Annotated in this window: 23 protein-coding genes, 1 tRNA gene and 1 pseudogene; 8 read left to right on the plus strand and 17 right to left on the minus strand. The window is 60.3% G+C overall.

What is annotated here, in order from left to right:
- Positions 1-63 precede the first annotated feature (63 nt).
- From G6P99_RS04140 to rpmH, 8 genes are all read right to left on the minus strand, one after another.
- Positions 64-759 carry a pyrimidine 5'-nucleotidase gene (locus tag G6P99_RS04140; RefSeq protein WP_165127337.1) on the minus strand — a complete coding sequence of 232 codons (696 nt, stop codon included), beginning with the start codon at positions 757-759 and terminating at the stop codon, positions 64-66.
- Positions 760-786: 27 nt separating this feature from the next.
- Positions 787-1,773, minus strand: coding sequence for a DUF1036 domain-containing protein (locus G6P99_RS04145; RefSeq protein WP_165129238.1), 987 nt, complete (start codon positions 1,771-1,773; stop codon positions 787-789).
- Positions 1,774-1,859: 86 nt separating this feature from the next.
- A complete protein-coding gene (gene argB, locus G6P99_RS04150) occupies positions 1,860-2,753 on the minus strand; it encodes an acetylglutamate kinase (protein ID WP_029083632.1) in 894 nt (297 codons plus the stop codon).
- 167 nt (positions 2,754-2,920) lie between these two features.
- On the minus strand, positions 2,921-3,292 hold the full coding sequence (locus tag G6P99_RS04155) for a DUF423 domain-containing protein (RefSeq protein WP_029083633.1): 372 nt from the start codon (positions 3,290-3,292) through the stop codon (positions 2,921-2,923).
- A complete protein-coding gene (gene yihA / locus G6P99_RS04160) occupies positions 3,289-3,942 on the minus strand; it encodes a ribosome biogenesis GTP-binding protein YihA/YsxC (protein WP_029083634.1) in 654 nt (217 codons plus the stop codon). Before yihA ends, G6P99_RS04155 begins: the two co-directional genes overlap by 4 nt.
- 159 nt (positions 3,943-4,101) lie before the next feature.
- A complete protein-coding gene (gene yidC / locus G6P99_RS04165) occupies positions 4,102-5,994 on the minus strand; it encodes a membrane protein insertase YidC (protein ID WP_029083635.1) in 1,893 nt (630 codons plus the stop codon).
- A gap of 3 nt (positions 5,995-5,997) precedes the next feature.
- Complete coding sequence (rnpA, locus tag G6P99_RS04170; RefSeq protein ID WP_051346598.1) at positions 5,998-6,378, minus strand: ribonuclease P protein component; 381 nt, start codon at positions 6,376-6,378, stop codon at positions 5,998-6,000.
- 32 nt (positions 6,379-6,410) lie between these two features.
- On the minus strand, positions 6,411-6,545 hold the full coding sequence (gene rpmH / locus G6P99_RS04175; protein ID WP_008542748.1) for a 50S ribosomal protein L34: 135 nt from the start codon (positions 6,543-6,545) through the stop codon (positions 6,411-6,413).
- A 468-nt stretch (positions 6,546-7,013) separates the two neighbouring features.
- On the opposite strand from rpmH, the gene G6P99_RS04180 reads away from it, so the two are divergent.
- A complete protein-coding gene (locus tag G6P99_RS04180) occupies positions 7,014-8,492 on the plus strand; it encodes an ATP-binding protein (RefSeq protein ID WP_029083636.1) in 1,479 nt (492 codons plus the stop codon).
- 155 nt (positions 8,493-8,647) lie between these two features.
- Positions 8,648-8,724, plus strand: a tRNA-Arg gene (locus G6P99_RS04185).
- 394 nt (positions 8,725-9,118) lie between these two features.
- Here the strand turns inward: G6P99_RS04185 and G6P99_RS04190 are convergent.
- Positions 9,119-10,000, minus strand: coding sequence for an ArdC family protein (locus tag G6P99_RS04190; RefSeq protein WP_165127339.1), 882 nt, complete (start codon positions 9,998-10,000; stop codon positions 9,119-9,121).
- A gap of 794 nt (positions 10,001-10,794) precedes the next feature.
- Here G6P99_RS04190 and G6P99_RS04195 point away from each other — a divergent pair.
- Positions 10,795-11,046 carry a hypothetical protein gene (locus G6P99_RS04195; protein WP_165127341.1) on the plus strand — a complete coding sequence of 84 codons (252 nt, stop codon included), beginning with the start codon at positions 10,795-10,797 and terminating at the stop codon, positions 11,044-11,046.
- Positions 11,047-11,064: 18 nt separating this feature from the next.
- On the opposite strand, the gene G6P99_RS04200 is transcribed toward G6P99_RS04195, so the two are convergent.
- The 4 genes from G6P99_RS04200 to G6P99_RS04215 form a co-directional block, all read right to left on the minus strand.
- A complete protein-coding gene (locus G6P99_RS04200; protein WP_246709451.1) occupies positions 11,065-11,682 on the minus strand; it encodes a helix-turn-helix domain-containing protein in 618 nt (205 codons plus the stop codon).
- A 68-nt stretch (positions 11,683-11,750) separates the two neighbouring features.
- Entirely contained in the window at positions 11,751-12,740 is a 990-nt protein-coding gene (locus G6P99_RS04205; RefSeq protein WP_165127343.1) for a PAS domain S-box protein, read from the minus strand.
- A gap of 312 nt (positions 12,741-13,052) precedes the next feature.
- Positions 13,053-13,976, minus strand: a complete 924-nt coding sequence (locus tag G6P99_RS04210; protein ID WP_165127345.1) for a hypothetical protein — start codon at positions 13,974-13,976, stop codon at positions 13,053-13,055.
- Positions 13,977-14,168: 192 nt separating this feature from the next.
- Positions 14,169-14,573: a hypothetical protein gene (locus G6P99_RS04215; protein ID WP_165127347.1), complete on the minus strand. Its 405-nt coding sequence runs from the start codon at positions 14,571-14,573 to the stop codon at positions 14,169-14,171.
- Positions 14,574-14,678: 105 nt separating this feature from the next.
- Between G6P99_RS04215 and G6P99_RS04220 the strand changes: the two genes are divergently transcribed.
- Positions 14,679-14,921: a DUF6471 domain-containing protein gene (locus G6P99_RS04220; RefSeq protein ID WP_050426012.1), complete on the plus strand. Its 243-nt coding sequence runs from the start codon at positions 14,679-14,681 to the stop codon at positions 14,919-14,921.
- A 256-nt stretch (positions 14,922-15,177) separates the two neighbouring features.
- Here the strand turns inward: G6P99_RS04220 and G6P99_RS04225 are convergent, their stop codons facing one another.
- Positions 15,178-15,420, minus strand: coding sequence for a hypothetical protein (locus tag G6P99_RS04225; protein WP_165127349.1), 243 nt, complete (start codon positions 15,418-15,420; stop codon positions 15,178-15,180).
- An 819-nt stretch (positions 15,421-16,239) separates the two neighbouring features.
- Entirely contained in the window at positions 16,240-16,890 is a 651-nt protein-coding gene (locus tag G6P99_RS04230) for a response regulator transcription factor (RefSeq protein ID WP_165127351.1), read from the minus strand.
- A gap of 220 nt (positions 16,891-17,110) precedes the next feature.
- Here G6P99_RS04230 and G6P99_RS04235 point away from each other — a divergent pair.
- Positions 17,111-17,299: pseudogene (locus tag G6P99_RS04235) on the plus strand (hypothetical protein); the annotation flags it as partial.
- Positions 17,300-17,353: 54 nt separating this feature from the next.
- On the opposite strand, the gene G6P99_RS04240 reads toward G6P99_RS04235, so the two are convergent.
- Positions 17,354-18,778 carry a DUF4041 domain-containing protein gene (locus G6P99_RS04240; RefSeq protein ID WP_205751473.1) on the minus strand — a complete coding sequence of 475 codons (1,425 nt, stop codon included), beginning with the start codon at positions 18,776-18,778 and terminating at the stop codon, positions 17,354-17,356.
- A gap of 279 nt (positions 18,779-19,057) precedes the next feature.
- On the opposite strand from G6P99_RS04240, the gene G6P99_RS04245 reads away from it, so the two are divergent.
- Positions 19,058-19,438, plus strand: a complete 381-nt coding sequence (locus tag G6P99_RS04245) for an NUDIX hydrolase (RefSeq protein WP_165129242.1) — start codon at positions 19,058-19,060, stop codon at positions 19,436-19,438.
- A gap of 142 nt (positions 19,439-19,580) precedes the next feature.
- On the opposite strand, the gene G6P99_RS04250 is transcribed toward G6P99_RS04245, so the two are convergent.
- Complete coding sequence (locus tag G6P99_RS04250; protein WP_165127355.1) at positions 19,581-19,769, minus strand: hypothetical protein; 189 nt, start codon at positions 19,767-19,769, stop codon at positions 19,581-19,583.
- Positions 19,770-19,832: 63 nt separating this feature from the next.
- On the opposite strand from G6P99_RS04250, the gene G6P99_RS04255 reads away from it, so the two are divergent.
- Positions 19,833-20,735, plus strand: a complete 903-nt coding sequence (locus tag G6P99_RS04255) for an ATP-dependent DNA ligase (RefSeq protein WP_246709452.1) — start codon at positions 19,833-19,835, stop codon at positions 20,733-20,735.
- A 112-nt stretch (positions 20,736-20,847) separates the two neighbouring features.
- Positions 20,848-21,033: a DUF3606 domain-containing protein gene (locus G6P99_RS04260; protein ID WP_165127357.1), complete on the plus strand. Its 186-nt coding sequence runs from the start codon at positions 20,848-20,850 to the stop codon at positions 21,031-21,033.
- The last annotated feature ends 59 nt before the right edge of the window (positions 21,034-21,092 follow it).

Here is a 21,092-nt window from a genome sequence, read left to right on the forward strand (position 1 = left end):
CGGAGCCATACAGAGACTGATGGTTATGGGTCCCGGCCTTCGCCGGGACGACTTGGGGAGAGATCAGGGCTTTCCGTTCAGCCGCTGCAAGAACCCGGTCAAATCATCCGTGACATGGTCGACATGCGCGGCGTCGCGGCCTTCCAGCTCCCAGGTCTCGCGCACCACCTCCTGGCTGCCGTCGGGCACCACCAGCACGGTGGTCATGCCGAGCTCATGCGGCACCACCAGATTGCGCGCGAGGTCCTCGAACATCGTAGCTTTTGCCGGATCGACGTCGTGCAGCCTGAGGAACTTCTGATAGGTCTGCGGCGCCGGTTTCGGCTCGAGATCGGCCGCGATGATGTCGAACACACCGTCGAAATGGTTGGTGATGCCGAGTCGGTCCAGCACCGCATCGACATGGTCGACCGAGCCGTTGGTCAGGATCAGCTTGCGCCCGGGCAGTTTGGCGATCGCAGCCCCCATCGCCGGATTGGGCTGCAGCGGGGAATGATCGATCTTGTGCACATAGGCGAGGTAGTCGTCGGCCTGCACGCCATGCTCGGTCATCATGCCGCGCATCGTGGTGCCGTAGCGCAGGTAATAGTCCTTCTGAATCCGCCGCGCTTCCTCGGGCGTCACCTTCAGCCAGTTGCTGACGAACTCGCCGATCCGCGCATCGACCTGCTGCCACAGATTGACGTGATGCGGGTACAGCGTGTTGTCGAGGTCGAACACCCAGGTCTCGACATGGCCGAAGCTGCGGGGAGTTTTCATGGCGCTCTCAATCCGTTGTCCCGTGCATCACGGCATCGCAAAGCGCAGCGTCTTGCCGCCGCTGGTCATGTCGACGGTGGTGAAGCCGAGCGCGGCGAGGCCGCGGGTGGCGCAGTCGCCCTGCTCGTTGATCTCGAATTTGCTCTCGCGCGTGCAGAGCTGGACCGCGCCGCCCCAGTTCAGCGGCTTGTCCTTGATGCGGATGGCGCGGTTGTCGCTGTCGACGGCCTCGGCGAACGAATAGATCTGCTTCGGCATGCCCGTGACGTCGGGATGCAGGCACTTGCCTGGGTCGATCCGATACCAGCCGCGGCTGGTCACCACCTTGCCGTCATCGGTCGCAACTGCGGCCATCACCTTGTACTGCGTGTCGTTGCACCAGGTCAGGCCCGACGCCGACGGCTTCTGCACGGCATCAATCATGGTGGCGAAGAAATTCGGCGACTGCACGATGTCGCTGGCGAGCCCGCGACTCCTGAGGAACGCCGACAGCGCGCTCTGGGTCTTCGGCCCGTCGACGCCGTCGATCGGCGCCGCGTCGTAACCTGCGATCACGAGCAGGCGCTGGATGCCGGCGAGCCGCGCCTGCTCGTCGTCATATTCGCTGTCCTCGGCGAGATAGGCGACGAGATTGCCGTCATCGGTCTGCGTCGGCGTGATCTGGGTGAATTGCGCCGGCGTCTGGCCGGAGCGGCATTGGCGCGCGGCGGCAATCACGAAATTGTCCTGTGCGACGCAGAGCGTGTCGGTGCCGTTCTGCGGGATCGGCGAGGCGCCGTAGACGCCGAGCGCGCGTGCATTGAGCAGCACGCGGTCGGCGGTCAGCGTGCCCTGCACCACCACCCGGCAGGTCGCGGGATCGATGCGGAACCAGCCGCGTGTCGCCGTCGCGGCCTTGTCGTCGATGCCGATCGCGGCTTCGATCACATAGCTCATGCGGTTGCAGAGCTTGAGGTCGGCATGCGCCGGCGCCGCCGAGAACAGGATTGATACCAGCGCGGCCGGCAGCGACATCGCGAGCCGCATCGCCGGCGACCGGCGAGGCATCTTCGCCGTGAGTCCCGCGATGACGGCCTTCATTCGCGCTGCCGCGTCTGCCATTACTTATGGATCAGCGTGCCGGTGCCCTGGTTGGTGAAGAGCTCGAGCAGCACCGCGTGCTGCGTCTTGCCGTCGATGATCACGACGCCCTGCACGCCCTGTTCGAGCGCATAGATGCAGGTCTCGACCTTCGGGATCATGCCGCCGGAGATCGTGCCGTCGGCGATCAGCTTGCGGGCTTCCTTGATCGAGAGGTCCGGAATCAGCTTCTTGGACTTGTCGAGCACGCCGGGCACGTCGGTCAGCAACAGCAGGCGCTTGGCCTTCAGCGCGCCCGCGATCGCGCCGGCAAAGGTGTCGGCGTTGATGTTCAGCGTCTGGCCGTCCTGCGAGGTCGCCAGCGGCGCCAGCACCGGGATCAGCTCATAGCCGATCAGCTGATTGAGCAGCGTGAGGTCGACCTTTTCGGGGTCACCGACGAAGCCGAGGTCGACGGCCTTCTCGATGTTGGAATCCGGATCGACCATGGTGCGCGTCGTCTTCGACGCCTTCACCATGTTGCCGTCCTTGCCGGAGAGGCCCACGGCCTTGCCGCCGGCCTCGTTGATGTAGCCGACGATCTGCTTGTTGACCGAGCCCGCCAGCACCATCTCGACGATCTCGATGGTCGCGGCGTCGGTGATGCGCAGGCCGGCGGCGAATTCCGACTGAATGCCGAGGCGCTTCAGCATGGTCGCGATCTGCGGCCCGCCGCCATGCACGACCACCGGATTGATCGCGGTCTGCTCCAGCAGCACGATGTCGCGCGCGAACGCCTTGGCGGTGTCCTCGGCGCCCATGGCATGGCCGCCATATTTGATGACGATGGTTTCCTCGTCATATTCCTGCATGTGCGGCAGCGCCTCGGACAGGATGCGGGCCTGATCGAGCGGGCTGATGTGCTGGTCGGTCATGGGACTGGTCTCGTCGTCAGCGGAGGGGCGCGCAGGGTTCTATCTGATTGGCGGGCGGGGCGCAAAGCGGGATGATGATGCGTAGCCCGGTTGAAGCGAAGCGAAATCCGGGAATCGTGCCGTGGGTGCGGCCCCGGATTTCGCTTGCGCTCCATCCGGGCTACAGGTCAGCGCCTCGGCCACATCGCTGCGACCGCCAGCACCAGCCAGCTCAGGATCAGCAGCGTTCCGCCTGTCGGGGCGGCCATCGGAAACAATCCATGGCCGGCATATTGGCGCAGCACGAGGTCGCCGGCGAACAATGACGCCGCGATGACGAAACCGGCCGCTGCCGTAATTCCGAGCGTGGCATGGATGACCGCGCGGTCCGCAACGGCAATGGTCGCGATGGCTGCGGGTGCATGGAACAGCAGCATCGAGGACGCCGCCGCCAGCCGCGTGGCGGCATCAGGCAAATGGGCTGCGCCCGCCGCCACCATCACGCCGCAGGCGCCCATGACGGCGGCAACGCAGATCAGAAGGCGGGATAGGCCGTTCATCGGCGCCGTTCCTCGATCAGGCGCACCATCGCGGCGCGTAACTCCGGCATGCCGTCGCCGGTCCGCGACGAGGTCACCAGCAGTTCGGGGAACGCGGCGGGATGCTTTGCCAGCGTCGCTGACGTGTCGGCGATTACGGTCTTCAGTTCGCCTGCCTTGACCTGGTCGGCCTTGGTCAGCACGACCTGATAGCTGACCGCGGACTTATCCAGCGTCTTCAGCACGTCGAGATCGACGTCCTTGATGCCGTGGCGCGCGTCGATCAGCACATAGACCCGCGCCAGCGTCGCGCGCCCAAGCAGGAACTTGTGAATCAGCGCCGTCCATGACGCCACCTTGGTCTTCGGCGCCGAGGCGTAGCCGTAACCGGGCATGTCGACGAGACGAAAGTCCGCGTTTTCCGGGCCCTCGAAGAAGATCAGTTCCTGGGTGCGGCCCGGCGTGTGCGAGGTGCGAGCTAGCGCATTGCGGCCGGTCAGCGCGTTGATCAGGCTCGATTTGCCGACATTGGAGCGGCCGGCAAAGGCGACCTCGAGGCCGGCCATCGGCGGCAGCGTCTCGATCGAGGGCGAGGCCCAGATGAAACGCCAGTCGCCGGCGAACAGCTTTCGTCCCTGCTCGATCAGCTCCGCATCGGGTTCGGTGCTCATGCGAAGGATCCCATCTCGTGGTGGCCAGGCAAAGGCCCAAGGCGTGTCTTTGGCGTAAGACGACCCGGCCATCCAGGTCAACGTCCTGCCGCCCTCCAATACGTCGATGCCCGGCACGAGGCCGGGCATGACGCGGTGATCAAGCGCTGTTGCTGGAAGCTACGTCGCTTTCTTGGTCTCAGTCGTCACGCTTTTTTTTTGAAACGTGGATTTGAGATTGTCGAACAACTCCACTTTCACGCCGTTCTTGCGCATGATGAAGCTTTGCTGCAGCACCGACAGCAGGTTGTTCCAGGCCCAGTAGATCACGAGACCCGCCGGGAAGCCCGCCAGCATGAAGGTGAAGATCAGCGGCATCCAGTCGAAGATCATTTTCTGGGTCGGATCCGGCGGCGCCGGGTTGAGCTTCATCTGGACCCACATCGTGATGCCCATGATGATCGGCCAGATGCCCATCACCAGATAGGCTCCGATATGCGGTCCGAGCAGCGCGATCGGATCGAACGGAATCAGCCCGAACAGCGTGAACAGGTTGGTCGGATCGGGCGCCGAGAGGTCCTTGATCCAGCCGAAGAACGGCGCGTGCCGCATTTCGATGGTGATGAACAGCACCTTGTAGAGCGAGAAGAACACCGGGATCTGGACAACGACGGGAAGACAGCCGGCGATCGGATTGATCTTCTCCTTCTTGTAGATCTCCATCATTTCCTGCTGCTGCTTCACGCGGTCGTCAGGATAGCGCTCCTTCAGCGCGGCCAGCTGCGGCTGCACCGACTTCATCTTCGCCATCGAGGCGTAGGACTTGTTGGCGAGCGGGAAGAACAGCAGCTTCACGATCACGGTCACCAGCAGGATCGCGATGCCGAAATTGCCGACCAGGCGATAGAACCAGTCGAGCGCCAGGAACATCGGCTTGGTGATGAAGTAGAAGTGGCCCCAGTCGATCAGCAGATCGAAATGGTTGAGGCCGAGCTGCTTGTTGTAGCCGCCGAAGCCGACCAGCGGGAAGTTGAGGCCGACGACAGCGGCCTCCTTCGCGCCGGCGAACAGCCGCCCACTGGCGACGGCGGTGCCGCCTATCGGGATGGTCTGCCCGCCGAGCATGTAGTCGGCCTGGTAGCGCTTGTCGCCGGTGGTGAACCTTGCGGTTTCGAGCGTTGCGTCGGTGTCGGGCAGCAGCGCCGTGGCCCAGTATTTGTCGGTGATGCCGAGCCAGCCGTTGGTGACCTTCGAGAACACGACGCCGCGCGAGTTTCCGCCGGTCGAGGTCTTGCTCTCGTCGAGATTCTTGTAGGTGTATTCCTGCAGACCGTGTTCGCCGAGATAGCCGATCGGGCCTTCGTGCAGGATCGCGTAGCCCGAGACCGGCGGCTTGCCGCCGCGCGAGATCAGCCCGAACGGATACAGCGTCACCGGGGCGCTGCCGAGATTGTTGACCTCGTCCTTGATGGTGAAGAGGTAGCGCTCGTCGATCGCGATGGTACGGCGGAAGATCAGCCCCTGGCCGTTATCGTATTTCAGCGTCACCGGGCTCGTCGGCGACAGGTTGTTCGAGCCTTCCTGCTGCCAGACGGTTTCGCCGTTCGGGGTCTTCACCGACGAGCCGTTGGCGGTCAGCCACAGGAACTCGGCGTAATAAGGCTCGGCCGTGCCCGACGGCGACAGCAGCACGACAGCCGGCGATTTGGGGTCGACCGTCTCGCGGAACTGGACCAGCGCCAGGTCGTCGATCCGGGCGCCCTTCAACGCGATGCTGCCGGTGACGCGCGGCGTGTCGATCTTGATGCGCGGGCCGGAAGCGAGCACCGTCTCGCGGCTCGCCACCGGGGCGTCGGCCGCAGGCGCGCCCGGCGCCGGCGACGCAGAAGTCCCCGGAGCGGCGCCAGGAGTGGCGCCCGGAGTCGCCGGCTGCGCCGCTGGCTTCTGCACCTCGGCCTGCCGCTGGACCTCGCGCTGCTTCTCCATCTGCGGCACATTGTAGAAATATTGCCAGGCGATCAGGACGAAGCCGGACAGAATGACGGCAAGGATCGTGTTGCGGTTGTCGGACATCTCTTATGGTCTCGTCATTCCGTTCGGATTGGGCGCGCTTGTGTTGCCCGCCTTTGGCGCAGGCCGGTCGAGGCGGCGCAGCGCCGACCGCAGGTCGTCAAGCATGGTCGCAAAGTCGCGGGTCAGCGCGTCACGACGGCCGACTAGCACATAATCATGGTGCGGCCGCATGTATATGGCATCGACCCGTCTAATCACTTCGCGAAGCCGGCGGCGGATGCGGTTGCGCTCGGTCGCGGTGCCATTCTTCTTGGTGACGGTATAGCCGACGCGGATCGGGCCCTGATCGTCGCGGCGGCGGCCCTGCAGCACAAAAGCTGCGGTATTCGCCCGCGCGCCATTGGCAACGGCGAGGAAATCCGCCCGCTGCCTCAGCCGATCCATAATGGGTATCTCCGGAGTGGAGACGTCCGGGCTCAGGCGCTCAGGCGCTTGCGGCCACGCGCGCGGCGCGCAGCGAGGACCTTGCGGCCGCCAGCCGTGGCGAGACGGGCGCGGAAGCCGTGACGGCGCTTGCGCACCAGTTTGCTGGGTTGATAAGTCCGCTTCACGGGTAATTCTCCGCTGACCGGGCAATTTGCCGTTGTATTGAGATGAAGTCCGGTGATGCTGGCGGGCTCAAACGCGCCGTTTACGGCCCCGAACGAGCCGCCCCCGGGTCAAGAACCGGGCCATCGCGGACAGTTGGCGCGGCTTATAAGGGAGCGTCTTGTTTTCGTCAATGTCACAGGGCGTCGCAAACGGGCTTCTTCGAAACGTCGCAATTCGGGCGAATATATCTGTTTTCGCGGGGTTTTTGACGGTGAGGGACGCCTTCGGGCGCTCTAGAGCGTTTTCGAGCGAAGTGGGCACCGGTTCGCGTGAAGAAAACGCGTCAAAACAAGAAGCTAGAGCTTCGGTTCTGATTCAATCAGAACCGAAAATGCTCTAGGAACCGCCGACATTAGCGATCCGTAATTTGACCGGCTTGGGGGCCGGGCGGCATCTTCCGACCCCTAAGCCAAGCAAGGCCTTATCTTGTGGCTCTAACTGACGATCAGGCGCCCGCGCAGAAGCAGCGGCCCAAGCCGTCCCTTCGGCTCGGGCTGTCGGGCAAGCTGTTGCTGCTGACGATCCCCCTGGTGATGATCGCCGGGCTCCTGATCTACGTGCCGGCCATCGCCAACTTCCGGATGAACCGGCTCAATGACCGCCTGGCCGCCGCCAATACCGCGGCGCTGGTGCTCGACGCCGCCCCCTCCGGCCTGGTGCCGGATTCGCTGGCGCGGCAGATCCTGACCAGCATCGGTGCCCGCGCCGTCGCCATCAAGCTCGGGCAGCAGCGCCGCCTGCTTGCCAGCGCCGATTTGCCGGCCGCGATCGACCATGACGTCGACATGCGGACCATGACGGTGTGGTCGGCGATCGTCGATGCCTTCGAGATCATGCTGGAACACGGTGACCAGACCATCCGCGTGGTCGGCGCCGCGCCGGGCCAGGCGCAGTTCATCGAGGTGGTGATCGACGAGAAGCCGCTGCGGCAGGCGATGTACCGCTTCTCGCGCAACGTGCTGGTCGTTGCCCTCCTGATTGCCGGCCTCACCGCCGGCCTGGTCTATCTGGCGCTGCATTATCTGTTCGTCCGCCCGATGCGGCGGCTGACCGCGAGCCTGATCGGCTTCCACGAGAATCCGGAAAGTTCGGCGCGAATCATCGTGCCAAGCCAGCGCGGCGACGAGATCGGCGTTGCGGAGCGTGAGCTGTCGGACATGCAGCGCGACCTCGTCTCGATGCTGCATCAGAAGAGCCGGCTCGCCGCGCTCGGGCTCGCCGTCTCCAAGATCAATCACGATCTGCGCAACCTCTTGGCGTCGTCACAGCTGCTGTCGGACCAGCTTGCCAGCGTGCCCGACCCGCGGGTGCAGCGCTTTGCGCCAAAATTGTTGCGCTCGCTCGAGCGCGCCATCGCGTTCTGCCAGTCGACCTTGTCCTATGGCCGTGCGCAGGAGGCGGCGCCCGATCGCCGCGTCATCATGGTCGAACCGGCGGTCGCCGAGGTGCGCGAGTCGGCCGGGCTTGCGACCGATGTCTCGATCACCTGGATCAGCGCGATCGAACGCGGGCTCACCATCGACGCCGATCCGGACCAGCTGTTCCGCGTGCTGCTCAATCTGGTGCGCAACGCGACGCAGGCGCTGGAAAGTCGCACCGCCAGCGACGGCGGCGCCCAGCAGATCCGCATCACCGGCCGCCGCGAGGGGACGGTTGCGATCATCGAGGTCTCCGACACCGGCCCCGGCGTGCCCACCAAGGCGCGCGAGCACCTGTTCGAGGCGTTCCAGACCTCCGGCCGCCCCGGCGGCAGCGGGCTTGGCCTCGCGATTGCCGCCGAGCTGATCCGCGCCCATGGCGGCCATATCCATCTGGTCGAAGGCACCATCGGCGCCACCTTCCGGATCTCGATCCCGGATCGTCCGGTGGAACTGCTCTCGGTCCGCAGCGAGCGGGCACGGGCGTAAACGGCGTCCCGGTATTCCGGAGGCGCGGCCAAAACCGCGCCGAAATTGGCGTTTCCAGACCTTGCCAACCGGACCGGGAGCCTGTAGCTAGAGCGCTCTTTCGCGACGTTCCGGGCCTCCCGGAACCGTGCGGGCCCAAGCCCTACCGCGAAAATGCGCCCGTAGCTCAGCTGGATAGAGCATCAGACTACGAATCTGAGGGTCGGACGTTCGAATCGTTCCGGGCGCGCCATTAGCCATTTGAATAGAATAGCTTTTTTGAAAGCCTGAAGCTAGCTGCTTCCACGCGCAACAGCGGTGGAAGCAATATGGAAGCATAGCGACACCTTTCTCGCATAGTGCAGCCGCCGCCAGGAGGCTCGCATGGGCAGCAGAGTAATCGCAGCTTACAGCAGCTGAAAGCGCGGCATTCCGATACGCTGAATAGCTTGTGGGAAATGGCCCGTGCGCCGGCCCTTCCGGCGCGAACCCGCGCCGGCGCGCGTGCCAGAACCAACCAGCACCGCGCTTGCCGAAAGTTTCGAGTGTCTGGTCAGCATAGAACACTTCGATGCTGCGGCCCGTCACCGGATCGACATCGAAGAACGGCGCGTGCTTCTGGTGCTGACGATCGACGCTGGACGTTGTCATGCCGCCACCTCCGACGGCGCCGCAAGGGCCAAGCCGCGAAGGAAGTCAGCGGCGGCTTGCGCCTTGCTGCATGCCGTGAAGAAAGCGCGAGTGTCGGCCTTCAGAAGGCCAATCCAATTTTCAATATAACCGGCGTGGCGCAGATCGCCGTCAATCGAGAACTCGGCGCATAGAAAGGCTGAACAGAGTTCGGCAACCAGTTCCTCAGCAGCGTAGGCCCTCTCGCCGAAGCGGTGGCGCAGATCACGGGCCAGCCGCGACTTGTGGCCAGTCCAATGGCCAAGTTCATGAAACGCGGTCGAGTAGAAGTGAGCAGCATTCTTGAAAGCCTCGAACCGCGGCAGGCTGATGAAATCGGCGCCGGGCAGGTAGTAGGCTTCGCCGAAGCCCTCCCGTACGCTGGCGCCGGTGCACGCGAGAAATTCATCGATCGCGCTGGAGCGTTCGTCGCAATTGCGTGGCTTTGCGGCACCTGGCGCCACGACCCTCTCAGGAAGGTTTTCGCACTGGTCCAGGTTAAAAACTGTGTACTCCCGCAGCATCGGCACGATACGCGTGACGGCGTCATTGTCCGCACCTTTGTCGCGGACCAGTAGCTGTTTGACAAAATACACCTTCGTGCCGCGCTCGCCCTTGCGCACGTTGCCGCCCACTTCCAAAGCCTGCTTGAAGGTGAGAAAGCGCGGCGTGCGATATCCAGCCGCCTGCGCCATCCACAGCAGAACCAAGTTCGATCCTGAATAAGGCCGATTGGTCACCGCGTTGCAGGGTGTGTTCGCGCCAGGGGTTGCGGACCAGGGCTTGATCCAAGGCGCTGCGCCGGCTTCTAGCTCGGCAATGATGCGCGCCGAGACTTCCGCATAGAGGTCGCGTTTCATGGGATGTCCGTTGGCTGTGACTGATGCGACCGGTCGGTCGCTCGTTACAGCCGCGTCGGGTCCTCATGGCGCGGGCATCAAATTTTCACCCCCCGGGGGTACATGGACGGGCGGGGGGCCTCGCGCGCGCCGACACGTGTGCCGCGCAGATGGGGCTCCTCAATTGAAATCGTTAACAAATCGTTAAAGGGGAAAGGTGTCAGCGGTTCAGTACGGCCGTGCCGTGGCTACACGCTCGCTGGCCAGCTGACCTCGGCGAATGGTTGGTTCGCAACGGCCTCGCGATTAACTGGCCGCAATACTCAAAGGGCACGTATGGGGAGCAAGCCGGTCGCGGGATGTGGGCGGGGAATTGTGTCGAGCCGTGGCTGTTCCGAGCCTGCATCCGGGCAGGCGGGCGGCCCAGATTGCTCGGATGATGTGTATCATTGATCGTGCACGAGTGGACGAGGTGAAACCATCAAACGATGGAGCGGGGCGCCGCGCCGAACTCCCTAGCACGCGAGGCAAGCCGCCCCTAGCCCCGGATTTCCGGGCTTGCTGATGGCCCCGACGCTGGTCCGATGGTGCGCGCTCGACGCTGGCGCGGCCCCTATCACCTGACGCTGTGCGTCGCCGGTCAATGATGCCTGCGCCATCGTTGTCCGGTGTTGGTTCGGCGACTATTGCTTTCGGTTGGACGCTCCCGTCCGATTGGAAAGCGAACTGAAAAGGAACTTTGAAACCAGCACCGATGTCGTCTGCATCACCAGCGATGAAGGGACGCACTCGTTCCCGGCACAGAAGCACGTGCGGTGGCAGAGCAGGAAGCCAACGCGACCGGCAAGCTGGTGACGATCCGCAACCCCGTCACCGACGAGGTGCTGGCGACCATCAGACCGGTGTCCGTCGAGAGGACCGCAAAAAGTTTCGAGAACGCTGGCGCTCAACGTGGTGATGACGCAGCGGGCGGAGGCCATGCGATGTCCGTGCCAAGCAGACATCTGGGCTGGCCTTTGGCACGTCTGCTTTGGGCCCAAACTGGTAAGTTCATACGTCGAGATTAGCGAGTCGTTCTCGGTCTATCAGGACGAATTGCCTGCTCTCACCCCGTCGATGCGGAGCATCCTTTCATCTCGCATTTTTGAAAGCGCGCGAGACACCGTTTCCAGTTTCAGTCCAAGATAATCGGCTATATCGCGTCGAGACATCGGCAAGTGTATTTTGTCCGGTTGAGCCTGCCGTTGGTCCATTTCAAGCAGGAACGTGGCTACCTTCTCAAACGCATTCTTTCGGCCGAGAAGAACCATATGGTTCTCAGCGTGCACAAGGTTGAGAGTGATCAAGCCAAGAAGATTATTGACGCCCCCATCTTCGTTCGTCATTGCATCGAGGAGGCTCCGCCGTCGTATTACGCGAACTTCGGTGTCAACGATGGCGTCGGCAGTGAAGCGATGGGTTGCGCCATTCTCCAACCCAAATATGTCGCCGACTAGGTGAAACGAGTTGATCTGGCGGCGGCCATCTGAAAGCAACCTATAAGTCCGCACTGCTCCACAGATGACTTGGTACGCGTACTCTGCCTCTCCTCGCTCGCGGAAAAGCTCCGTCCCTTTACCAAACTTGAGCGCGCTTGAGTAGACACACTTGTTTGCAAGGGCATCTAGGCGTCTGTCGGCCGAATGGAGTACCTTGATCGGCATCGTGGCGTTCCTTGAGCTTTTATCATCCTGCACGCAGCGCGGCCATGTCGCGATCCGGAAGGCTGGCCTCACACCGGAAGTGTAATTTCGCAAACAAGCCCGTCCTTGCGCCAGTCAAAGTTAACTTTCCCTTTTTGCTGAACGATCATCTGCTCGATGATACGGCTGCCGAGCCCCTTCCGCGCAGGTTTCTGTGCGACTGGGCCACCTGTCTCAATCCAGCGTAGTCGCAATGGAGCGTCTGCCGCGTGTGACCATTCCAAGCGGACTTGGCCGTTGGGCGTGGACAAAGCACCGTACTTCGCGGCGTTGGTCGCTAACTCGTGCAGCGTGATCGCAATTGCTGGAGCGGCGTCTGGCACCAACATGGTCTGCGGGCCATCTATGAAAGTTCGTTTCCCGGTGATCTCGGAATAGGGAGCCAGTTCCTGTGTCGCAATCGCCGATAGCTCAGCACCGATCCAACGCGTTGCCGCGAAAAGCGAGCAAACATTTGAGAGTGCTTGGATGCGTCCGGCAATTATCTGTTTGAGACCTTCCGGCGAGTTTGACTGTGAAAGATTGACCGTGGCCAACGCGTTCGCAAGCAAGTTCTTGCTGCGATGCTCGGCTTCCCGTGCCAACGTCACGATCAGCTCCTGACTCCTTTTCTGGTCGGTAATATCTCTCGCAATCTTTGACGCGCCGACGATTTGGTCGTCGGCATCCTTGACAGGAGACACGGTCAGCGAAACAACGATCAAGTTGCCGCGCTTGTGTTGCCGAATGGTCTCAAAATGGTCGATGCGCTCACCTCGTCTGATGCGCGTCAAAATCTCCCGTTCTTCGCTTTGCCGATCCTGAGGTATAACAAGCGTAATGGGCTGACCAATCGCCTCGCTGGCAGAGTAGCCGAAGATGCGCTCAGCACCGCTATTCCAGCTTCTAATGATGCCATCGAGATTTTTGCTCACAATCGCGTCGTCGCTGGAGTCGATTATGGAAGCCAGCCAACGCAATCGTTGCTCGCTTTCGCGAAGCGCGGCTTCCAGCTCATTGGGTTTGGAAGCAATTCCCATTGCTGCCTCAGAGACCCTACCGCAACGCGGCAACCGGCGTTCGAAGTAACCACTATAGCAACTTGTAATCGTCCAGCGACGGGAATTTGGAACTCTACTGGGGCAAATCCGGAAGTTGCGGCTTGGGGCCGGATGTCTGCTTTGCCCCGATGCCCGTCCCGCCATTGGCATCGTCCGCCTTAAAGGGCAGTGCCTTCAGCAGCAGGGCCATGTCGTCCGAAACGGTATTATGGCGCAAACGCCACAATGGAGGTGAGCTAGGATAGGAACCGCGCCGTGAGGGCGCGGACGGCTTTGGCCGCAATCCTATTGCTAGGTGGCCTTATTGCCGGTCTGGTACTGCTCCGGGATCATGGTCCGTGTCTCTGGACCGGAGTACACGTACAGAAAATCCGTGTGCCACTCACCCCCGAAAATGTCTTTGTAATAAACGCGTCCACCCACACAGACACGGCTCCGGTCAGCGAGAACCGCGTCTATTTCGTCCTGACTGAATGCTCGCGTGGCGGCTTTCTTAACCGAGATTTGTTCGGCGAAATGAGCATTTCTTGCATTTGTCTCCGCCCGAAGAACGTCAGAAGGCGGAGCATCAAATGTTGGGATTTGTCCGCGCCTGGCGATCTCTACACCAGTAGCCATGATGACCTCGCGCGGCGGGGTTTGGCCCACATTTCGAACCCAGAAGCAGCCAGTTGTGATTTTCCCTGCCTCAAAGCCTTCGATCTTGTCGGCTTCAACAACGAGATAAGCCCGCAATTGAGCCCGCATTGTGAGGAGTGTATCGCGAGCGACCTCGGCCTGAGTTTTGGCGGCATTAGCAGCCAGCATGGAAACCTTAAACTGCTTTTCGCTGGCTTCTTTGGCGTCCAAAACCAACTGTCGCGTAGCCCGCCACAAGAATACGGTGGCAAAGCCCAAGATTCCTGTGCCCACGGCAAGGACCAACGTTCCAAAGGCGACCCAAAACTTGTCATGGAGCGCAAAGAAACAATAAAATCCCGAGAACCAAGCTGGCCCCCGGTACTCGCACTGTTCTTCGTGCTTACTCCGATCTTGGGCGCTGCGTTCGGCTTCATGGGTCGAGGCCGCCAAACTCTCTGGCTTTGCGCCGGGCTTAGCCTCTGGCTTCTCGGTCTTTTGAGTGTCGGGGTTATGGTTGGTTTGGGATAGCGTCGGCATGACCGGCAAATAGAGCGCGGCGATAAGAAACAGCAATCCAAGCCGCATCCGTCTCATTATCCCCCCAATCTCCTCCAATACTACCTGTTGGGGCGTCTGGGGCGCAATACACCTAAAGGGTTTTCAAGCCCGCAAAGACAATCCCCGGCCTGATGTATGCGCCGTTTGAAAACCTCATTCCAGAACTGACCCGCCTTTAGCTTACCTCTTTAATGCGCCACCGCGCCGGGCTGGTTTCGCCAGCCCGCTCTACGCCCTTCCCCTCATGGTTCTTGAGGCTGTGCTGGATACCCAGCGCGATGCCTGCACGTCGTCGCCGGTAGCGTCCTGCACGCCATGGGCGGTAAGCACCGCCTTCGCCAGCTCCGTCGTAGTCATTTGCTCCGTGGCCGTCCTGAGCACGTCCAGCGCCCGCCTATAGAGGGTGCCGCCTTTGAACCACGGGTTTGGCTTCCGCCGCTTCACGGCGATCCGCCCCAGGTTGTAGCTGGGGTCCAGCATCTTGATGACGGCCTCGACGTGCCGCATTTGCTCGCTCAAGGCGTCGTGCTGTTGCCGGTTAGCGAGTATCTGTCCGCCAAGCTCCATGTGGAGCCGTTCAAGGGTGTTGATGGCCGGGCCGGTATGAGGGCCTTTCGTCGGTCTGCCGCGCATTGCCGCATCCTATCGAATACGATAGCTAACGGATATGAACCGTTTGACCGGAAGTCAAGGCCGGTCTATCATATTTGTTAGCTCACGGAATCGATAGGAGATGCTATGGTCCTACCCAAAGCGGAAGAGGAATGGGGCCGACGCGCCAGCGACTTCCTCAAGGCGGAAATGAAGAAAGCCAATGTGACCTACGCGGACTTGGCCAAGCGGCTGAAAAAGCACGGCCTCAAGGATGAGACCGAGGCCGGGATCACCATGAAGCTCAAGCGTGGATCGTTTACCGCGATCTTCTTTCTTGCGTGCGTTGCAGCGTTGGAGCTTGAACAGGTGGTGCTAGAGGAAATCTGAATGAGCCTTGGCGCGGTCCGTGCGACGCAATCCCTTTCGGGGGCGAAATGCATAGATCAATTAAGGGCCGCTTGATCGGCCTAGCCGCAATCGAGGTGGTCATCGGCGTTATGTGGCTGTTCGGTACGACCAACCCGGCGGTTTTCGCTTGGGTGGCGATAGGTCTACCCGTACTGTTCTTGACGTTTGCTGCGCCCATAGCGTTGTACATCAGGTACCGCCGCTCTTTGACTCAAAACGGGCCGCCCTCACAACACTAGGCCGCTTTGGCCCTTGTGGCGTTTGCGCCATAATACCGGTCCGAAATTGCGAAGCGGGCCAGATCGACCGGAGCCGCGAGCGGCGCGGTCCTGACCCGCCGCCGAAGCCAACGGCGAAGCTCAGTCCCGCCGAGCCGCAATGTCGCCCGCAGGAACATCTCGGCGAACCGCTGGCGCTGGCGGTCATCGAGCCGACCCCAGCTTTCGAGAGTTACTGCAGCCAGATCGATGCGCCGCATTCCCGGTTCCCTTCGAACGGATCGGCCAAAGGAAACACGAAAAACGAAAATTGCAAATATGCTGAAAGGGCGCGGTCGCGCGGCCCCCGCGTTTTATGACACGCCCCAAGGGACCCGGCGGCTGAGTCGCGGAGGGTGGCCGCGCGATGGTACGCCCAACGTTCATCGCGACATCGCGACCACGATTTTCATTTACCCGCGATCAAGTCCGGCTTGTTCCGATGGCTCCATTCGCGTTTATTGGGACCCATGAAGACATGGTATGTCTCCTTCGAGCCCGGCATTCCAGCTGAGCCGCCAAGGCGTCCTTCATCCTTGGCGAGACAAACAGTCAATTTCGACTGTGAAGCTGATGCCAAGGCGTTCGCGCGGTCGAGGCTCAAAGACGCTAGCGACGTTCGGGCTGGTACGCTGAACCCGCATTCCCCAAAGCGAGTCATTTCGTCGGCACAAGTCCCGGCTTGGCTCGAAGAAAAGATCGCAAGATGATTTGCTGCGACGCAAAGAAGCCCCGCGAGGCGATCAGCGGGGCTCCTGCCGACGCCATTGAGGGGATGTGGGCCGGTGTGGGGTGCCGGGTCAACGACGGTCGAGCGTCTAATTCATAGCACCGACAGGGTGCACCTATTGACTTAAGTCAAGGGGACCGTCGCTAGCGGCGTGCTGAAAGCCCGCGCAGATGTCGCTTCTGTTAATGCGGACAGTGAGATCGTGGCCGCGTCGTCGCGTCTTCTGCCCGTCACGTCATCCACCGCAATCTGTAGCGGCTTGCCCAACCGCTATGTCGGCAACCTTCAGCCGATGCCGGGCGTGTCCCGACTATCCCGCGCCGGTCTCATCGTTCAAGGGGCCGGAAACTTGGGCTAGAACGCCGAGCCGCTCGGCAATGGTGACAAGCTGAGCTAGGGACTGGACGTTCATTTTTTCCATGATCACTTGCCGATGCGCCTTGATCGTGCGCTCGGTGCTGCCCAGTTCGCGCGCGGCATGCTTGTTTGTTTTCCCCCGCACGATGATCTCGAAGACCTGCCTCTGGCGCGGGGTCAGGGTCGATAGCCGGGCGCGAAGGGTTTCCAACTCGCCTTTCAACGCAAGTGCCGTCTCGTGTCGTGCTAGCGCCTTTTCAATTGCTCTCAATAGCTCATCCGACCTAACAGGCTTAATGAAGAAGTTGTCTGCCCCCGCTTTGATCGCCTTCACCGTGACGGTGATATCCATGTAGCCCGTCAGAAACACGATAGGTAGGGTCGAGCCGAACTCGATCAAACGGCTCTGTAAATCCGGGCCGCTCAAGCCACGCATCCGGACGTCGAGAAGAATGCAGCCCGGGCTGTTTTCGTCCGGGCGCTGGTCCAGCAACTGCTGGGCCGATGCATAAGTGACGACCCGGTATCCGGTCTTCTCTAATAGTCGCTTGATGGCTGTTCGGTACGACGCATCGTCATCCACGACATAAACGATGCCGGGCAATTGGCTCTCCTAGAAAGAAAGTGCTTGTTCTTGCTGTTGTTCTTTTCAGTGCTTTCTCACCCAGCATCATTGCCGGTCAGTCGCTCTCTCGAGGGGAACTAACGATGTCACTTTGCCAAGCGCAATTAAATTCGCAGCGGAGCCTCACTCTCTAGGTTGAGGTGTCACCATTCTGCTGCAAATGCTTCGCAGATGCGCATCTATTGCCGGACCGGCGCGTCATCCTAGGCCCATGCCGGTGATCCTGACGACCGACGAGGAGCGCGAGGTGTGGATTCGCGCACCATGGGACGAGGCCAAGGCGTTGCAGCGACCGCTGCCGGACGACGCGATCAGGATCGTGCTGCGCGGGGCCGACAAAGAGGATCGCGCGGCGGTAGCATATAGACCTGTTGCGGATCATCAATAATCGAGCGGAGGAAGTGTCGAACCTATTCGATAGCTCTAGATGGCTTGCGGCGGATCAGCCTGTGTGCTTTCCCAATCGCAAGGTCTGTCTAAATTCGATGGCCTCGGGCACCTCCCGAAATTCCAAAAGCTCTCCTGCAAGCTGAGCAAGGTGCGCTTTCACCTCTAACGGTGTTGCGCGAAAAAATTCTCGCCGTCGATTTACTTCGTTGACCCGGTGGCCCGCTAGCCGGTCATGCATGGACGTTTCGATGCCAACGGCATCATTCGAGAAGAATAGCGCATGGACATCGAAATTGAATGGCACGGACGCGTCACTCAGTTCCCGGATGCGCTCCATCGGATCGAGACGCCTCGTCATCCCAATCTTCACCATCTTTTCGCCGAACGAGCCAATGTTGGAAATCACGTACACATACCCTGCACGCGTGTTTGCCGCGCGAGCCTCTACGCTCTCGATTGCCGTCTCTACGTCGGCGATCTGCTCCCGAAGGCGTCGCATACCATCCTGGTCGCCATTCCCGGTAACCACTTCCAGCGCATTCTGGTAATGCTGCTTTTCCTTAAGTAGCTTCGCGCGCTCGCGCTCGATTTCTTGCTGAGCTTTTCGCTCTTCGCGCAACCGCTCACGTTCCTGTCGCTCGACTTCTTTTTCTTCAGCCTGCTTCTGAAGAAAATCAGCCGTGAGATCAAGTTCGTCGATGCGCAGCTGAACGTATGCAGGCGAAATGCTCACTTGCAGCGTGGCACCCAGCCTCCTAATAGTTTCTGCAACCTTCCTCAAGCGCTCAGTTGCACTTGGCAGTTTGTACGGCTTTAAACTCCGTACGAGATTGTCGGCTTCAGCGTTGAAAGCTCGCAACATAAGCTTGGAAATTTCTCGGGTCATCTTACGACCTTCAGCTTCGGACCCGCCGACTGTCCAATTCGTTGCGGCAAGGACTGCGCCGCCATGCTCTCTCTTGGCGCTGGCTTTGATAGAGTCTTGTAATCGATCCAGCGCCTTCTCGTAAGCTGCGGCATCTGAAAGTGGATGCCGATAGTTATAAATTCCAACCTCCTGAAGAATGGCCGTCTCCCTGGTCTCGACGATTTCTTGTCGTGCCTCATCGATCTCCTTCTGCAACGCATCTCGATTTGACGCAATATCAGCACGTACGTGCACGAGCTGTTCGCTTAGCGCATCCACCTGCACTTGCAGTTCGCGCCGCCGCGCGTCCATTTCGAGCAAGGGAATGGCACCGATAGATGCGAGTTGTTGGCGCGCGAGATCGCGCTCTGCCTTATGTTTCTCAAGCTCGGACTTTAGTTGTTCAACGGCAGCGACAAGTTCAGCTTTTCTGGAAAGAACTTCCTGTCGCTCAGCCTCCGCAGACTGTAGCTTTGACTTAAGCTGTTCGGCCTCCTCGAGGAGTTTGCGGGCAAAGGCGCGAGCGCCTAAAAATGGTACGGTCCTGTTCTGCTCTTCAACTTCAACCATCGATGACCTTCAGTAGTATTTGATCTTTGGAAAAACTCGATTATCTCAAGTTGAAGAAAATTCCAGAGTGCTATTGCGCTTTCAAGCACTGGCGTGAAGTTGCGAGTTCGACCTTGGGCGTAACCGTTCGCGGCTTGTCGCAGATTTGATCCTATATGCGCTAAGCCGCTTTGTTCGGCTGGAAGCCCGTACTTCTACGGACTTTTCACAGCCGCAAACTGAGGCTTAACCGATAATTTGCTATGGTTGCTCACCGAATTCTGGTCGGCGAAAGCGGAAATGGCGAGGTCCTCAAAACTAATAGCCGTGAAGCGCGGTACGGTTCTCTTGGTGCGCCGCAAGAGTGATCGGCTTTGGATGTTTCCCGGCGGTCGCAAGCGGCCACGCGAGACTGAGAAAGACTGCCTGCGAAGAGAAATCAAAGAGGAGCTACCCAAGCTCAAGCTCGGGCGCGTCCGGCTCTGGAAGGAAGTAAAATCGAAGAACCGCCGCTCCGGCAGAAAGATGAGCGACGCGATCTTTGTCGCCAGAAAAGCATCCGGTCCCCTGACCATTGGCGACAAGAACGAGATCGACAGAGCTATCTGGCGTAAGCCGCGCGGCATTCGACTTACGCCCACGTCTCGGTATGTCAGGGACAAGCTCTTTCCGAAAAAGTAAAGCCGCCTCAGTCGGCGGCTCCCTCATCTTCGGTACATGTCGCCTGTTGGCCCAAAACGGCTTCACTTAGGCATATTTGATGTCTGCTTTTGGGGGCAATGCGGACCTACTAGAGCTTGCCTTGGCAGATCGACAAGCCGAGTCAGCCACGCTCGTTTTCAGAAATGCGTTGCTTGCCGATGAACACGGGCGTCACAGTCTTAGCCAAGACTGGCCCCTCGTACCGCGCCGCAAGAGCGAGCAACCGCCGCTTGATAAAAGGATCATCCGCGCGATCAGCGAGATCGCGAACCAAAATTGCCCGCTGTTTATTAAATTCATCGTCCAGCATAAGATCACCTAATATGGTTGACTATACGGACCTTCATTTGCTTTAGCTATTTTTGAGTTGAGTATGGTTAAGCGTGCGAACTCCCCCGAAATGCCGGGGCTTCGTCAAGCCACAGCTCGCCACGCTGCGGCGCAAAGCGCCCAAAGCAGGCTATCTCCACGAGATCAAGTACGACGGCTACCGCGTTCAGCTTCACCTGAACCACGGGGAGGCCAAGGCGTATACCCACAACGGCTCGATTGGACCAAGCGGTTCGCGGTCGTCGCTAGGGCTTTCGACATCCCGGGCCAGGCGATCCTCGACGGCGAAGTCGTCGTTGTTCATGAGGGACGAACCAACTTCAGCGAACTGCAAGCCGAACTAGCAAGGGGCAGTCAGGATCGCCTTCTGTACTATGCTTTCGATCTGCTGTGGCTTGATGGACACGATCTGCGAAAGCTACCGCAGATCGAACGCAAGTCGATGCTACGTGGCTTATTCGACGCCTACGAGCTCGCGCCGCCGCTTTTGTACAGCGAGCATCTTGAAGGCGATGGGCAAGAGCTGTTCGAGCACGCGAGCAAGCTAAACTACGAAGGCATTGTTTCGAAGAAGATTGATGCGCCTTACCGATCGGATCGCAATGACGGTTGGTTGAAAGTTAAGACCGTTCAGCGGGAGAGGTTTCCCGTGGTTGGGCTCGTAAAAGACCCGACAGGTGTGGCCGCGCTTTATCTCGGTAAGCAGGAAGGCCGGGAACTGGTCTACATGGGCAAGGTTGGCACCGGCTGGTCCCGTACTGTCTCTAGCCAAATCCGCAAGCAACTCGACGCGGTCGTTAGCCCGAAGTCAAAGCTCACTAAGCCGGTGAAAAAGCCGAAGGCGGCCTGGGTAGAGCCGAGGTTCTGGGCCGATGTCGAGTACCGGGACATTACGTCCGAAGGACTGCTCCGAGCCAGTTCATTCAAGGGTCTCTCAAAGCGCTAGGAACGCGCTTTAGGCAACGACGTTACTGCTGCGGCGGATGGATTATCGCCAACGCGCTCGGCCCATTTGTGATCCTTGGAGCGCGGATCGCGCCTTGCATCGAAAGAAGCTCATGTCTGACAACCTTACCAACCGCGTCCAACCTGACCGCTCGAAGATCAACATGCACGAGCCCCACGAAGTCAAATATTGGACCCACGCGCTCGGTGTTTCGAAGGACGATCTTCAGAAGGCTATCGATAAGGTCGGAAATTCCGCTGCCACAGTGCGCAAGGAATTGGGTCTCGACAAACAATAGGAATGACAAATCCCAATTGTCCAATCTGCTTCGGCTTAGGCTGGGTCTGCGAGAGCCAT

Source organism: Bradyrhizobium sp. 6(2017), from assembly GCF_011058295.2.
Lineage (GTDB): Bacteria > Pseudomonadota > Alphaproteobacteria > Rhizobiales > Xanthobacteraceae > Bradyrhizobium > Bradyrhizobium septentrionale.

What these genes read in the sequence shown, in the direction of transcription:
- G6P99_RS04190 (WP_165127339.1), bottom strand. Translation starts at nt 10,000, where the DNA reads ATGAAACGCGACCTCTATGCGGAAGTCTCGGCGCGCATCATTGCCGAG.
- G6P99_RS04225 (WP_165127349.1), bottom strand. Translation starts at nt 15,420, where the DNA reads ATGCGGCGCATCGATCTGGCTGCAGTAACTCTCGAAAGCTGGGGTCGG.
- G6P99_RS04145 (WP_165129238.1), bottom strand. Translation starts at nt 1,773, where the DNA reads ATGTCGCTGCCGGCCGCGCTGGTATCAATCCTGTTCTCGGCGGCGCCG.
- G6P99_RS04260 (WP_165127357.1), top strand. Translation starts at nt 20,848, where the DNA reads ATGTCTGACAACCTTACCAACCGCGTCCAACCTGACCGCTCGAAGATC.
- G6P99_RS04155 (WP_029083633.1), bottom strand. Translation starts at nt 3,292, where the DNA reads ATGAACGGCCTATCCCGCCTTCTGATCTGCGTTGCCGCCGTCATGGGC.
- G6P99_RS04250 (WP_165127355.1), bottom strand. Translation starts at nt 19,769, where the DNA reads ATGCTGGACGATGAATTTAATAAACAGCGGGCAATTTTGGTTCGCGAT.
- G6P99_RS04220 (WP_050426012.1), top strand. Translation starts at nt 14,679, where the DNA reads ATGGTCCTACCCAAAGCGGAAGAGGAATGGGGCCGACGCGCCAGCGAC.
- G6P99_RS04140 (WP_165127337.1), bottom strand. Translation starts at nt 759, where the DNA reads ATGAAAACTCCCCGCAGCTTCGGCCATGTCGAGACCTGGGTGTTCGAC.
- G6P99_RS04240 (WP_205751473.1), bottom strand. Translation starts at nt 18,778, where the DNA reads ATGGTTGAAGTTGAAGAGCAGAACAGGACCGTACCATTTTTAGGCGCT.
- G6P99_RS04215 (WP_165127347.1), bottom strand. Translation starts at nt 14,573, where the DNA reads ATGCGCGGCAGACCGACGAAAGGCCCTCATACCGGCCCGGCCATCAAC.
- yihA (WP_029083634.1), bottom strand. Translation starts at nt 3,942, where the DNA reads ATGAGCACCGAACCCGATGCGGAGCTGATCGAGCAGGGACGAAAGCTG.
- G6P99_RS04200 (WP_246709451.1), bottom strand. Translation starts at nt 11,682, where the DNA reads ATGCCGATCAAGGTACTCCATTCGGCCGACAGACGCCTAGATGCCCTT.
- G6P99_RS04210 (WP_165127345.1), bottom strand. Translation starts at nt 13,976, where the DNA reads ATGAGACGGATGCGGCTTGGATTGCTGTTTCTTATCGCCGCGCTCTAT.
- yidC (WP_029083635.1), bottom strand. Translation starts at nt 5,994, where the DNA reads ATGTCCGACAACCGCAACACGATCCTTGCCGTCATTCTGTCCGGCTTC.
- G6P99_RS04205 (WP_165127343.1), bottom strand. Translation starts at nt 12,740, where the DNA reads ATGGGAATTGCTTCCAAACCCAATGAGCTGGAAGCCGCGCTTCGCGAA.
- argB (WP_029083632.1), bottom strand. Translation starts at nt 2,753, where the DNA reads ATGACCGACCAGCACATCAGCCCGCTCGATCAGGCCCGCATCCTGTCC.
- G6P99_RS04245 (WP_165129242.1), top strand. Translation starts at nt 19,058, where the DNA reads ATGGCGAGGTCCTCAAAACTAATAGCCGTGAAGCGCGGTACGGTTCTC.
- G6P99_RS04255 (WP_246709452.1), top strand. Translation starts at nt 19,833, where the DNA reads ATGGTTAAGCGTGCGAACTCCCCCGAAATGCCGGGGCTTCGTCAAGCC.
- rnpA (WP_051346598.1), bottom strand. Translation starts at nt 6,378, where the DNA reads ATGGATCGGCTGAGGCAGCGGGCGGATTTCCTCGCCGTTGCCAATGGC.